Annotated in this window: 11 protein-coding genes; 10 read left to right on the top strand and 1 reads right to left on the bottom strand. The window is 69.2% G+C overall.

Annotation, left to right across the window (positions count from 1 at the left end):
* Positions 1 to 257: 257 nt before the first annotated feature.
* On the bottom strand, positions 258 to 1,235 hold the full coding sequence (locus NJ376_RS14605; protein WP_252954026.1) for a Bug family tripartite tricarboxylate transporter substrate binding protein: 978 nt from the start codon (positions 1,233 to 1,235) through the stop codon (positions 258 to 260).
* A gap of 549 nt (positions 1,236 to 1,784) precedes the next feature.
* On the opposite strand from NJ376_RS14605, the gene NJ376_RS14600 reads away from it, so the two are divergent.
* The 10 genes from NJ376_RS14600 to NJ376_RS14555 all read left to right on the top strand — a co-directional run bounded on the left by NJ376_RS14600 (position 1,785) and on the right by NJ376_RS14555 (position 13,726).
* The gene (locus NJ376_RS14600) at positions 1,785 to 2,249 is read left to right on the top strand and encodes a hypothetical protein (protein ID WP_252954024.1); all 465 of its coding nucleotides are present in this window, start codon (positions 1,785 to 1,787) and stop codon (positions 2,247 to 2,249) included.
* A 14-nt stretch (positions 2,250 to 2,263) separates the two neighbouring features.
* Positions 2,264 to 3,847: a hypothetical protein gene (locus NJ376_RS14595; RefSeq protein ID WP_252954022.1), complete on the top strand. Its 1,584-nt coding sequence runs from the start codon at positions 2,264 to 2,266 to the stop codon at positions 3,845 to 3,847.
* Positions 3,844 to 4,377 (top strand): hypothetical protein, encoded by a 534-nt coding sequence (locus tag NJ376_RS14590; RefSeq protein WP_252954021.1) that lies wholly within the window; start codon positions 3,844 to 3,846, stop codon positions 4,375 to 4,377. Before NJ376_RS14595 ends, NJ376_RS14590 begins: the two co-directional genes overlap by 4 nt.
* Positions 4,378 to 4,459: 82 nt before the next feature.
* The gene (locus NJ376_RS14585) at positions 4,460 to 5,524 is read left to right on the top strand and encodes a mandelate racemase/muconate lactonizing enzyme family protein (protein ID WP_252954019.1); all 1,065 of its coding nucleotides are present in this window, start codon (positions 4,460 to 4,462) and stop codon (positions 5,522 to 5,524) included.
* Between the two features lie 164 nt (positions 5,525 to 5,688).
* Positions 5,689 to 6,837, top strand: coding sequence for a benzoate/H(+) symporter BenE family transporter (locus NJ376_RS14580; protein ID WP_252954017.1), 1,149 nt, complete (start codon positions 5,689 to 5,691; stop codon positions 6,835 to 6,837).
* 537 nt (positions 6,838 to 7,374) lie between these two features.
* Complete coding sequence (locus tag NJ376_RS14575) at positions 7,375 to 8,367, top strand: Bug family tripartite tricarboxylate transporter substrate binding protein (protein WP_252954015.1); 993 nt, start codon at positions 7,375 to 7,377, stop codon at positions 8,365 to 8,367.
* A gap of 330 nt (positions 8,368 to 8,697) precedes the next feature.
* Positions 8,698 to 9,090 (top strand): OmpA family protein, encoded by a 393-nt coding sequence (locus NJ376_RS14570; protein WP_252954013.1) that lies wholly within the window; start codon positions 8,698 to 8,700, stop codon positions 9,088 to 9,090.
* Between the two features lie 104 nt (positions 9,091 to 9,194).
* On the top strand, positions 9,195 to 11,021 hold the full coding sequence (recQ, locus tag NJ376_RS14565; RefSeq protein ID WP_252954012.1) for a DNA helicase RecQ: 1,827 nt from the start codon (positions 9,195 to 9,197) through the stop codon (positions 11,019 to 11,021).
* Between the two features lie 342 nt (positions 11,022 to 11,363).
* Positions 11,364 to 12,638, top strand: coding sequence for a hypothetical protein (locus NJ376_RS14560; protein ID WP_252954010.1), 1,275 nt, complete (start codon positions 11,364 to 11,366; stop codon positions 12,636 to 12,638).
* Between the two features lie 8 nt (positions 12,639 to 12,646).
* Positions 12,647 to 13,726, top strand: a complete 1,080-nt coding sequence (locus tag NJ376_RS14555) for a hypothetical protein (RefSeq protein ID WP_252954009.1) — start codon at positions 12,647 to 12,649, stop codon at positions 13,724 to 13,726.
* The last annotated feature ends 149 nt before the right edge of the window (positions 13,727 to 13,875 follow it).

The raw sequence follows: 13,875 nt of genomic DNA, 5'->3' as shown, positions 1-13,875 counted from the left end.
CCGGGGCCGAAACCCCGCCGCCCGTTGCCCCGCCGCGGCTTTGCCGCGACGGGCTGTGCGAGGCGTTGGGCGTAGGGCCCCAACGGGCCCCATGGCGGCGCACAGCGCCCGCCTGGGCCCCCCGCGGCGTTGCGCAGCAACGTCGTGGGGAAACCTAGAGCAGATCGCCGTAGGGCGGCATCGCCCGAAGGCGTGAATCTGCTCTACAAACAAAGGGGTAGAGCGTTTTCGGTGAGCGCATGTAAACCGAAAACGCTCTAGTCGGGCTTGACCCCGGCCCGGCGGATGACCTCGCCCCAGCGCTCGGTCTCCCGCGCGATGAAGGTGGCGAATTCCTCCTGGCTCTGCGGCGAGGGGATGGCCCCCTGCTCATTCAGCAGCCGGACATTCTCGGGATCGGTCAGCGCCGCCACCACCGCCCGGTGCAACGCGGCCAGCACCGCCGGCGGGGTGCGTGCGGGGGCGACGAAGCCGTGCCAGTTATCCGCCGTCACCCCTTGCAGCCCGGCCTCGGCGAAGGTCGGCACCTCGGGCAGTAGCGGGTAGCGCTGGGCACTGCCGATCGCCAGGGCGCGCATGGTGCCGGCCCGGATATGCGGCAGCAGGATCGGCAGGTCGGCGAAGCCGATCTGCACCTCCCCGGCCACCAGCGCGGTCGAGAGCGGGGCGCCGCCGCGATAGGGCACATGGGTGATGTCCACCTTGGCGGTCAGCTTCATCAGCTCCCCCGCCAGATGCGGCATGCTGCCCGGACCGGTGGAGCCGTAATTCAGCGCCCCCGGCCGCGCCCTGGCATCCGCCAGCAGCTCCGCCAGGTTGCGCCAGGGCATGCTGGCCGGCACCACCAGCGGCTCGTTCACGATGACGGCGAGGCTGAGCGGCGCGAAATCCCGCGCCACCTGATAGGGCATGCTGGGCTGCAGGCTGGGCGAGATGGCCAGGCCCCCGGCGCTGCCGAGGCCGAAGGTATAGCCATCCGGCGCCGCTTTCGCGACCGCATCCATGCCGGTGACGCCGCCGGCGCCGGGGCGCGCCTCCACCACCACCGCCTGGCCCAGCACGGCCGTCATCTTGGGGGCCAGCACGCGGGCGACGATGTCGCTGGGGCCGCCGGTGGCGAAGGGCACCACCAGCCGGATCGGCCGGCTGGGGAAGGCGTCCTGGGCCGCGGCAGGCGCCGCGCCGGGCAAGATGGCAGGCAGCGCGAGCAGCGCCCCCAGCAGGATCCGACGCATGGAATTTCCCCCCTTCCGGCTGTTGTCGTTACGACTGTCCTATCGCGCCCTTCCGCCAGCCGGAAGCGGGAGTTTCGGCCCTGGCGCCCGGCCAGGACATCCACAAGACCGCTGCGTGCCGTTGCGGGCCCTGGAGGCGCTGAATGGCCCCAGGACAACGGGCGGCAACCGCAGCCCGCCACGCCGGGGGATTGCTTGGCGGGTGAATCGGCCCGGCGCTCGCCTTCGCGTTCCGGAAGGGCGACCGGGTGATCGTCCCCGGGGCCCGCAGCAGCCGCAGCGTCTCTGGCCTGGGCAGCCCGCATGGGGGTGCGGGCCAGTGCCGCCCCGGCGACCAACGTCACCAGCCCCCGCCGGATACGGCACGCCGCCAGGGCCGAGCAGGCGACCATCCGGCTGCCTCGTGCCGAATATCCGGAGGCTCTCGTCTCCGACCGGCGGATCAGCCGCGATCCGTCAGGCCCTGGCAGGGCGGGCTTGCCGAGAGCGAAACGTGGTCGTAACCAGAAGTTGCTAAATCGGGCGTGAATGCGACTCGGCGGAGGGGGCATGGCGGATAGCGAGCAGCAACGGAGTTGGTGCATCCGGGTGCTCGGCGTGGATCCCGCCGCGCCCGGGGCGCCCGCCGGTCCCGGCGCCTCGGTGCTGGCAGGCTGGCAGGCGGCGAAGGAGGCGGCGGATGCGCAGCTCGACGCGCTGGCCCGCGCGCTGCGCAGCCGTGGCGACCCGGATTTCGACCAGATCGCGGAATACGGGCTGTTCGGGATCACCGGCGGGCAATCGACGGTCGGGCTGATCGCGGCGCTGCGTGGCTATGACGCCGCCGCCCCGGCCGAGCGCGCCGCCGCCGGCGCCGCGCTCGGCAAGGCGGTGGCGGCCTGGCGCGCCCAGCTGCACGCCAGCGCCCTGGTGGACGCGCTGGAGGACAATCCGCTCGGCGTCACGGTGGATCTGCGCGGCACCTTCGATGCCGCCTTCCGCCAGATCGTCGCCACCCTGCGCCAGCCCGCCTGAAGGAGGCCCGACCGATGTCCGAAAGCCGGACGCAGCGCCGCAAGCGCGGCAAGGCCCTGGTCTCGCCGCTGGAGCGGGATTGGTCCCGGGTGGTGCTGGAGCTGATCGACCGCTCCCCCATCGTCGTCGAGGACGAGGCGGAGCTGCCGCCGCCGCCGCCCCCCGCGCCCCCCCGCCCGCCCGCCCTGGTGCAGGCGGTGCAGGCGCGCATGCTCACCTTCGAGGAGCTGACCGCGAAGATCGGCCACACGCCGCACTGGAACCAGCTCTTCGGCAAGTACAAGCGCTCCACCGACTACAAGGCGATGCGCGCCGAGATCACCAAGGTGGAGACCACCGCCGCCAAGGGCCTCGGCACGCTGGGCGACCGCGACTTCGACGCGATGGCGACGGCGCTCGACGAGCTGATCGCCGCCGCCAAGCGGTACAAGGCGGCACATGCCGGCAAGGAGAACAAGGTCGGGGCAGGGGAGGATGTGCTCGCCTCCGCCGAGGCGGAGAAGCTCGCCCTGGCCGCGGTGCGCGCCGACCCGGCCTTCGACCGGGTGAAGGACCACATCACGCTGAAGCAGGCCATCGAGTGCAAGCGGCGCGGCATCGCCTTCGCCGATTGCCGCTTCGACCTCTACAACGACGACAAGGCGACCGCGGTTGACGATAATTTCGGTGCGGGCATGGCCAATTCCGTCGCCAAGATCACTTATGAGGACGGTTCCGAGCTGGTCTTCAAGGGCGAGAAGATCAGCGATACCCAGCAGCTCGGCATCGCCAGCGCCATCGGCATCGATGGCGGGGCACCGCACAACGGCAACCGCAACATCGCGACCTCGGCCATCGCCGAATTTCTCGGCAAGCCGGAGGTGGTGCCGAAGGTGTGCTACGGCCTGCACAGCAACCCGCTGACCGGGCAGCAGGAGATTGGCCTGCTGATGACCAAGGGCGCCGGCAAGACGGTGAACTACAAGGACGAGATCGGCAACAACAAGCGCCGCGCCTTCTGGGAGCCGGGCCACCCGCCCTCGGACGACGCCATCGCCAAGCTCGGGGAACAGCTCACCTCGCTCGACTGGTCGGACGTGATCTGCGGCCAGCAGGACCGCCATGGCGGCAACCTGATGATCGAGATCGAGGGCGACGAGGTGAAGGTGACGGGCATCGACAACGATGTCTGCTTCGGCAAGAACCAGCTGGACCCGAATGGCAGCAAGTCGAAGATCTCCAGCGCCCGCACCAACCCGCCGGGCATGCCGCCGCTGATCGACAAGAAGGTCTATGACAGGCTGGTGGCGGGGGATTTCGACCGCGACTTGGCGCCGACCCTCTCCGGCCTGCTGACGCCCGAGGAGCTGGCCGCGGCGAAAAGCCGCTTCGACCTCTCGAAGCAGCATGCGCTCGGCCTGAACCCCGATTACGTGGTGGCGGACTGGAAGGCCTGGCGCTCCCCGGCGCCGGATCTGCTCACCGCCGCGGCCTATCTGGTGGCGGCAGGCAACGGCTTCCAGCAGAACGTGCATGGCGGGTGGGAGCCGTCGGAATCCTCCGGCGGGCTCTTCGCCCGTGACTTCGGTCAGGCGCTGAGGCGGGACGGCAAGGCATGAGCGGCACGACGACACCTCCGGGCGAGACCCCGGCCCCCGGCCTGCCCAGCGTGGAGGAGGCCTTCCTCCTCCTCCGCCGCGCCGGGCTGCGCCTGCCGCCCATCCCGCGCGAGCTGGTGGCGGGCTTCACCCGCACCGGCGAGGCCACCTGGCAATCGGGCGACATCCCGCCCGGCGACCTGGATGCCGTGCTGGCGGCCGGGCCGGCGACGCCGCCGGCGCTCGGCTTCGGCCATCTCGGCCATGGGACGAATTCCTGGCATTTCGTCTACCACCTCGTCACGCCGAGCCTCAGCCTCTTCCTCCGCATCCCCTATGGCGGCACGGAGAGCAGCGACCCGGCGAGCCTCGCCGCGGTGAATGCCGCGCTGATCCGGACGGAGGAGCTGGTGGTGGCGGCCGATGCCCAGGCCGCCGCGGGGCGCACCCTGGTGGTGGACGATGCGCTGGGCCAGAGCTGGTGGCGCCGCGCCGGCAGCGACCGGGTGGAGGAGTCGGAGAACCCGCTGGCGGCGGCGCTGGCGGCCTAAGGCCCGCACCCCGGGCAGCGCCCCCGGGCTTTCCACCCTTCCCGGCGGCTGCAAGACTGCCGGCCGGGAAGGGACCAGCACCATGCGCATCACCGCCGTCACCGGCCGCATCCACAGCACGCCATTCGACTACGGCAACCCCGCCGGTCCCGGCGGCAACCTCCACCTCCGGGCCATGGACACGCTGCTGGTGGAGGTGACGACCGATGCCGGCCTCACCGGCCTCGGCGAGGGCTTCGGCTTCACCCTGGTCGGCACGACCCGGGAGGCGCTGGAGCGCCTCATCGCCCCCGCCTGCATCGGCGAGGCGGCGGACGACATCCCGGCGCTGATGACCAAGCTGCATCGCCGCTTCCACAATTTCGGCCGCAACGGCCCTGTCACCTTCGCCCTGGCCGGCCTCGACATCGCGCTCTGGGACCTGGCCGCGCAGGTGGCGGGCAAGCCGCTGCACGCGCTGCTGGGCGGGGCGAAGCGGGACCGCGTGCCGGCCTATGCCAGCCTGCTGCGCTATGGCGACCCGGCGCTGGTCGCCGCCGCGACCGAGAAGGCCGTCGCCCGCGGTTATCGCCGCATCAAGCTGCATGAGGTGGACCTCGCCTGCATCGAGGCCGCCCGCCGCGCCGCTCCGGCCGAGATCCCGCTGATGCTCGACATCAACTGTGCCTGGCCGAGCGTCGCCGAGGCCATCGGCTTCTGCCAAGCGGTCAAGGGCTGGAACATCGGCTGGGTGGAGGAGCCGGTCTGGCCGCCCGAGGATTTCGCCGGCATCGCCGCGGTGCGCGCCGCCGGCCACACCCCGATCTCCGCCGGCGAATGCCTCGGCTCGCCCGGCGACATCGCCAATATGCTGGCGGCCGGCGCGGTGGATGTGGTGCAGCCCAGCGTCACCAAGATCGGCCTGTCCGGCCTGCTGGCGGTGGCGGCGGAGGCGAAGCGGCGCGGCGTCGCCCTGGTGCCGCACAGCCCCTATTTCGGCCCCGGCCTGGCGGCGACGCTGCACTACCTGGCCGCGGCGGAGCAGGAGCAGCCGCTCGAGATCTATTTCGCCGATCTCGCCAAGCCGCCCTATCCGGCGCTGGCGCCGGAGCAGGGCTCGGTCGCCGTGCCGCAGGGCAGCGGGCTCGGCCTGGCCCTGGCGGGGTAGGCAGCGCCCCGCCCGGCGGCCAGAGCATTTTCGGTTCGCATGCGTTCACCGAAAGCGCTCTACGCCTTCGTTTGCAAAGCAGATTCACGCCGTCGGGCGATGCCGCTCTACGGCGATCTGCTCTATCCCGGCACCCTGCCGCAGGGGAGGGGGGTATTGTTGTGATGCGCATATCGGCGCCCGCGCTGGCCGCGGGGCTGCTGGCGGGCTTTGTCGGCTTCGCCTCCTCCTTCGCCGTGGTGCTGCAGGGCTTGCGGGCGATGGGCGCCAGCCCGGCCCAGGCGGCCTCCGGCCTCATGGTGCTCTCCATCGCCATGGGACTGTGCGGCATCCTGCTGAGCCTCTGGCGGCGCCTGCCGATCAGCGTCGCCTGGTCCACGCCCGGCGCTGCGCTGCTTGCCGCCTCCGCCGCGCCGGCCGGCGGCTTCGCCGAGGCGGTGGGGGCCTTCCTGCTGACCGGCGCCCTCATCGTGCTGGCCGGGCTGTGGAAGCCGCTCGGCCGGGCGGTGGCGGCCATCCCGCCGCCGCTGGCCAATGCCATGCTGGCCGGGGTGCTGCTCGGGCTGTGCCTGGCGCCGGTGAGGGCGGTGGCGGAGGCGCCGGCCATGGGCCTTGCCATTTTCGCCGCCTGGGCGGTGGTGGGGCGGCTGAACCGGCTGCTGGCGGTGCCGGCCGCGGTGCTGGTGGCGCTCGGCCTGATCGGCGCGACGGTGGAGCTGCCGCCCGGCCTGCTGGCGGCCGCCGGCCCGGCGCCGGTCTGGGTGACGCCGGCCTTCTCGCCCTCGGCGATGCTCGGCATCGCCCTGCCGCTGTTCCTGGTGACGATGGCCTCGCAGAACATCCCCGGCATGGCGGTGCTGAACGCCAATGGCTACCGCCCGGCGCCGGGGCCGCTATTCACCGTGACCGGCCTCTTCACCCTGCTCGGCGCGCCGCTTGGCGGCCATGCGGTGAACCTCGCCGCCATCACCGCGGCGCTCTGCGCCAGCCCGGAGGCGGAGCCGGACCCGGCGCGGCGCTGGCAGGCGGCGGTGGTGGCGGGGGTGGTCTATGTCGGCTTCGGCCTGCTGGCCGGCACCGCGACCGCCTTCGTCGGCGCGGCGCCGCCCATCCTCATCCAGGCGGTGGCGGGGCTGGCGCTGCTCGGCGCCTTCGGCGCCGCGCTGCAGGGGGCGCTGATGGCGCCGGAGGGCAGGGAAGCGGCGGTGATCTGCTTCCTGGTCACGGCGTCCGGGCTGACGGTGGCGGGGATTTCCGGCGCGTTCTGGGGGCTGCTGGCGGGGGGCGGGATGCTGGTGTTGCGGCGGGGGTAGCGTGCGGGGGCGGGAGGTCATCGCCCCGTCCCTGGCGTGCCGCCTCCTGGCATCGGCACGACGAACGGGCTGCCCGGAAATCGACATGGTCCGAAGGATCTTCTTCGGCGGTCGAGGCGAGAGGCGCGATGGCGGCATCCAGGTCCGGGAGGCGCAATGGTGCCAAGCCGCGATGGGCACCGCGCAGGCAGGCGGGTCGGCCGCCATTCTGCGGCCGCTCCTCGCTCGGACCGGGTGATCCCGGGCCGCCCGTGCGGGGCAGCAAGCCTGGCCCGGAAGGCGCCGGTTCTCCCCTGTTCCCTCTTGGCAGGCCCCCTTCTGCGCCTTGCATCGGCGAAGGCGCCGATACCGTTTCCGAGCGGGGGCTGCGGCATCGCCGCACCGCACGGGGCGCGGCTCCGGCCCCGACGCCCAGCACGTGCCGGACGCGATGCTGCCCGGAGGGGAACCGAGGCAGGGCAGGGCCGCGTTTCCCTTGCCGTTCCTTTACGGAACCGCGCTAGCCTCCTCCCCAACGACCGATCGGGAGGACCGCCCATGCCTCACCCCGCCGCCAGCCGCCGCATCCTGCTCGCCGCCGCCACCCTTCTCGCCAGCCCGCGCCTCGCCCGCGCCGCCGGCTACCCGGACCGCCCGATCCGCCTTCTCGTCCCCTTCGCCCCCGGCGGCGCGACGGATCTCGCCGCCCGCATCCTCCAGCCGCATCTGGCCGAGGCCCTCGGCCAGCCCATCGTCATCGAGAACCGCACCGGCGCCGCCGGCAATGTCGGCATGGAGGCCGCGGCCCGCGCCGCGCCGGATGGCTACACCCTCTTCCTCGGCAATGTCGGCACCCTGGCGGTGAACCCCGCCGTCTTCGCCCGCGCCCTGCGCGTCCGTCCCGCCACGGATTTCGCCGCCATCTCCCTGGTCTCGGAAACGCCGGACGCGCTGGTCGCCCACCCCTCCGCCCCCTTCTCCACCGTGGCGGAGCTGGTGGCCCATGCCCGCGCCAAGCCCGGCCAGGTGAATTACGGCTCCCCCGGCGCCGGCAGCTTGAACCGGCTGGAGATGGAACTGCTGCGCGAGCAGGCCGGCGGGCTCGACATGGTCCACGTCCCCTATCCGGGCGGCGCCGGCCCGGCCACCACCGCCGCCGTCGCGGGCGATGTCCATTGCCTCTTCGTCACCCTCTCCTCCGCCCTCGGCCAGGTCCAGGCCGGCCGGCTGAAGGCCCTGGCCGTCACCACCGCTGCCCGCACCCCCAGCCTGCCCGATACCCCGACCATGGCCGAAAGCGGCTTCCCGGACTTCGTCGCCAGCTCCTGGCAGGGCCTCGTCCTCCCCACCGGCGCCCCGGCCGAGATCGCCCCCCGCTGGCATAACATCCTCGCCACCCTGCTCACCCAGCCGGATATCCGCACCCGCTTCGCCGCCTCCGCCACCGAGGCGGTGGCCAGCCGCAGCCCCGCCGAATTCGGCGCCTTCATCGCGCGGGAGCAGCAGCGCTGGGGCGCCCTGGTGCAGCGCGCCGCCATCACGGCGGACTAAGGCCTGTTAGGGAATGGGCCTCGGGTGGGTCTGGCGGGGGCTTTTTCGCACTGGGGGCGTCGGTCGGCTTACCACGGCAACCAGCCTTGGCTGCGCCGCCCTCCTGCCCAGCACACAAAATCCCGCGCCAGCCCTCCGCCTCGCCCAGTCCCCAACACGCCCTAGACGCGTATCGGTCGAGGGCTGATCGACCGAACCGTGAATCACGCGGCTGGACAATGAGCCGGCATGGGAAGGGCGGATGAAGCTCAACCGAGCCCCGCGCCAGCGCAGGGCACCGTCACCGCAGCGCGGTTGACCCGCCCCGCCCCGCCATGCCCCATTGGCACCATGCAAAGACGAGTCCTTCCCGCCCTCCTGGGCCTCGCCGCCCTCTCCGCCTGCGCCGCGGAACCCCCGCGCCGTCCGGCCCGCGCCGTCGTCTTCTTCACCGAGGACAGCGCCGCCCTCGACGACAATGCCCGCGAGGTGATCACCCAGATCGCCGAGCAGGCCCAAGCCCGCCCCCAGGCTCCGGTCCGCGTCCGCGGCTTCTCCGCCCCGGATGGCGGCACCACCGCCTTCAACCGCACCCTCTCCGAGGCCCGCGCCCGCCAGGTGGCCGATGCCCTCGTCGCCGCCGGCATCCCGCAGTCCCGCGTCAGCATCGAGGCCCGCGGCGCCGTCGCCTATGAGCTCATGGCCACCGAATCCCGCCGGGTGGAGATCGTCGTCGGCCAGTAACACCCGGCAGGAAAGCGACAGGCCGCCGGAAACCCCGCCGGCGGCCTGATCCGCCCCGGCCACGACCCGGGACACCCACCCCGCCCCGGGCTATACCCGCCCCCATGTCCGCACGCCTGGAGTCCCTCCCCACCGAGGACACCCCCGAAGCCGTCCTCCACCGCGTCTTCGGCCATGCCGGCTTCCGCGGCCGCCAGGCGGAGATCGTGGCGCATGTCATGGCCGGCGGCTCCGGCCTCGTCCTCATGCCCACCGGCGGCGGCAAGTCGCTCTGCTTCCAGGTCCCCGCCCTCTGCCGCCCGGGCCTCGGCGTGGTCGTCTCCCCCCTCATCGCCCTCATGGAGGACCAGGTCGCCGCCCTCCGCCAGCAGGGCATCGCCGCCGCCGCCCTCCATTCCGACCTGCCGGAGGAGGAAGCGCGTGAGGTGAAGCGCGACCTCGCCCGCGGCGCCACCAAGCTCCTCTACATCTCGCCCGAGCGCCTGACGCTGGACGGCACGCTGGACTTCCTCGCCCGCCGCCCCCTCGCCCTCTTCGCCATCGACGAGGCACATTGCGTCTCCCAATGGGGCCACCATTTCCGTCCGGAATACCGCGGCCTCGGCCTGCTGGCCGAACGCTTCCCCACCGTCCCCCGCCTCGCCCTGACCGCCACCGCCGACCCCCGCACGGTCGAGGACATCCGCGCCCAGCTCGGCCTGACGGAAAGCCCCGTCTTCCGCGGCGGCTTCGACCGCCCCAACATCTTCATCACCGCCGCCCCGCGGGAGCAGGAACGCGCCCAGCTCCGCGCCTTCATCAAGCAGGCCTCGGACGGCACCGGCGCCGGCATCGTCTATTGCGGCACCCGCGCCAAGACCGAGCAGACGGCGGATTGGCTCCGCGCCGACGGCCACGACGCCCTCTGCTTCCACGCCGGCCTGCCGCCAGAGGCCAAGCGCGACGCCCACCGCCGCTTCGCCCGCGGCGACGCCGTCATCATGGCCGCCACCATCGCCTTCGGCATGGGGATCGACCGGCCCGACGTCCGCTGGGTGGCGCATCTCGACCTGCCCCGCTCCCCCGAATCCTGGTACCAGGAGATCGGCCGCGCGGGGCGGGACGGGCTGCCGGCCCGCGCCCTCCTCCTCTACGGCGCCGGGGACATCGCCCTGGCCCGCCACCGCATCGCCGAAAGCCCCGCGACGGAGGAGCAGAAGCGCATCGAGCGCGCCCGCCTCGACGCCATGGTCTCCATCGCCGAAAGCCCCACCTGCCGCCGCCGCATCCTGCTGCGCTGCTTCGGGGAAGACGCGCCCGAGCGCTGCGGCGCCTGCGACGCCTGCCTGACGCCGCCCCATCTGTTCGACGGCACCATCGCCGCCCAGAAGCTGCTCTCCGCCGTGCTCCGCACCGGCCGCCGCTTCGGCCTCGGCCATCTGGTGGACATCCTCCGCGGCCGCACCACGGACAAGGTCGCGCAATTCGGCCATGACCGCCTGCCCACCTTCGGCGTCGGCAAGGATCTGTCGGAGACCGCCTGGCGCGGCGTCGCCCGCCAGCTCGTCGCCCTCGGCGCCCTCGACGTGGCGGTGGAGAACCACGGCGAGCTCGTCCCCACCGACGCCGCGAAGCCCATCCTGAAGGGCGAGCAGCGCGTCATGCTCCGCGCCGAAACCCTGGTGGCCGCCGCGCCGCGGGACCGCGCCCGCGCCACCCAGCCCGCCATGGCCGGCGACCCGCTGTTCGAGGCGCTGCGCGCCTGGCGGAAGCAGGAGGCGGAGGAGCAGGGCGTGCCCGCCTACGTCATCTTCCACAACGAAACCCTGGCCGCCATCGCCGAACGCCGGCCGCAGGACGCCGAGGAACTGGCCATGGTGGCGGGCGTGGGCCGCAGCAAGCTGGAACGCTACGCCGAGGACGTGCTGGACATCATCCACCGGCACGGGTGAGGGGGGGGGGGCGGCTGGGGCAGGGCAGGGGGCGCTGCCCCCTACAACCCCCGCCGGGGGGGGGACCCCTCCCCGGACCCCGGTGTGAGTTTGGACCCAAGACCTCGGTGTGCGGATATCTGCAGCTCCGGCGAAATCCGCAGTACCTAGTGGTGTATGCCTAGCGCTCGGTATCCGCCCACGGGTCGAACCCGGACGGATGCAGGATGGAATGAGACGGCACGCGGCTGCCCGCTCCAGACGGCGCGCCTGCCCCCGTTGTAGGCCCACTAGTCATTGTAATGGTGGCGCATCGGCGATAATCGTAGCTAGCTGCAGTCTTCCCCAGGGAACCGAGTCGACATGAGCCGCGAAACTGCTGAGTTCGCATACGATCTCCATGCCGGCTTGTCGGTTCTGCAGGTTCCGGAGTTTGACCACCTGCAAGTGATTGGGATGTCCGCGACGCTAGCGGTCCATCTCAAGGGTTTGGGCGAAATCGACTATGAGGTTTTGCGGAAGGTTTCCGACCATTTCATGTCGATTCCTTCCTACGCGCTCAGGCCCGTTCTTGAACTTTTGGCCGAAATTGAATTCGTCCGGCTTCTCACAACTGGCAGGACCATAACGAAGATCGTACCCAACATTCCCCTGTTCGACGATGTGTACGAGGGAATCGGTGAGTATGCGGCTAAGGAGCTGACCCTAAATGGGCATGAGCAGGCGACGCTCGCGATCCTCGAGAACCTCTACAAGGCACCTCGCAACCGTGATGCTCTGTTTAATCGCCTGGGAATGGAAAAAGGTGTGTTCGACCGCTGCGTAACACTTGGAACGACCAGCGGAATCGTTGCGCAGCATACCGCCAGAGGGAAGAATATTCTTATCAGTCCTTACTATTTCGCAGATAATTTGGACGGCTTGGCAGACTTGGTTGCGGGAGCCGGTACGCCGGCGTTGGAATCGGCGCTGCAGAAGGTAAAAGACAACCAAGGCTGGCCCCTTTCTCTAGTCAGGGCAACTGGAGAAATTGGCGGGGTTAAGCTGTCGTCGACCGAGGCCAAGTTGGTCGAGAAGCTTGCCGCGGAGGGTATTGTCAAACCCCCCACCATCAGATTTGGCGGCAGGACAGAGTCATTCCTGTTTACCCCGAAGCCGGGGGCCACCCGACTCAACGCCGCGAATCGTGAGATTTATGAGCGGGCGATGGCGCTAATTTCGGCGGTTAGGAAGGGGCAGCTTCTGCCTAATGCCTATCGTATTCGATCTCCTGTCCGTATTTTAGAATCACTGCGAGACAACGGCTACCTCCGAGGCAACTCGGAGGCGCGCGATCAGTATCACAATCTAATTGTCCTGCGTGTCGCGCATCTCAAGCAAACGGCTACGGATCGTTGGCAGCTCCATCTTAATCGAACGCAGGAGAACGAGGCGGCGCTGAGCCTCGCTATTCAGCTACTCAGGTCGGGCACGATGGCTAACATGGAGGTGGACCAAGAAGCGCGAATCGCACTCTCAAAAGACGAGGAATATATTCAATCGCTTATCTCTGCGGCCGAACTGAAGAAGCGCCAGAAGCAAGTCACAGACGCACAGGCGGCTCACGAATTCGAGCAGCTGATCCTCAAGCTGGATTGAAGCAGACGATGGGAAAATACGACAAGGATCGTCACCAGAAAGAGATGGCGATTCGCTATTGCCTTGCGCGCGGCGTTATCCCCTGCCTCGAGGTCTTGGTTCCGAGTGCGTCCGATCTAAGCGAAACCACCGAGACTCTCACTGACATCGACGTTCTCGGCCTAGAATTCATCGGCGATGGTGGGTTTCGAAGAACGATATTTGACTGCAAGACCACTAATAAGATGAGCCCGATTAATCGGGCTTTCTGGGCCGCTGGCCTCGCTGCCTATACAGGCTGCAACGATGCGGTCGTCATTCTTAAGAATCGAGCGGTGTACAATCACAGGATTTCTGCACTGCAGGTTAGCGTCGATCTGCATGACGATATATCGTTCGAGGACCTCGGCAAAACGTTCGATCAGGAGTTTGGGAAGGACAATTCCTATCAGTCATCAATCGACCGGTGGAATGCAATTTACGATGTCTATCAACGCAACAACTGGTCCGAGAGCCTTTACAATTTGGGGAGACATGCTGCTCCGGTAACAAATGAACCTTGGCGCGTATTCAGGCGGATTGTGGCCGAGATCCGAAGCGTCCGGGGCCAGTTTGATCCGGTGAAGGAGCCGCATATAGCACTCTTTCTCGACGTACTCTCCGCGGTATTCCTGCTTTGGGCGTCGCTTGGGCGTGATATTCGTCGTTTTTACGACCCAAAAATGAGCAAGACTGACTTCGAGAAGGCATTGCGCTACTATATTTGGGGCGGCAAGGAATCTTATCAAATTCGCCAGGAAATTCGGCAGAGAGCCGAAGGCGTCAGTGGTATTCAGGAATTCCCTGCATGGGACAAGCTGGTGAGCTTGGTCGGTTTAGTCATTACGGCACCTCAGGAAGTCCTTGGCTGCATCGATGTCTGTCGCGATCTCGCAATTCGGATAATTTGTGGAAAAAACGAGAGTCACGATAAACGGCTGACAGCTGTCTTTGCCTCTAACCGGCGGGCACGTCAATTCGTGATGGCAGTGGTCGATTACATGATTGCAGCATCGGGTATTCCAAAAGACTTCTCCGCCAGAGTTCAGGCTGAGCTAAGCGACCTTTGACCGCTTTGCGTTTACTGTGATGTCTGCCACTTGCACATTCGGGGGGTGACCCCTCTTGTTGGCGAATGCTATCGTTGGGTGGTGGGCCGACTGGCGCAGAGGCAACAGTCGTGGCCATAGTGCATAGGAAGAAATTCTTTACATTTCCG

This window comes from Siccirubricoccus soli (assembly GCF_024178315.1).
Lineage (GTDB): Bacteria > Pseudomonadota > Alphaproteobacteria > Acetobacterales > Acetobacteraceae > Siccirubricoccus > Siccirubricoccus soli.
Note: the sequence above shows the minus strand (reverse complement) of the source record. Positions and strands in the feature narration are given on the sequence as shown.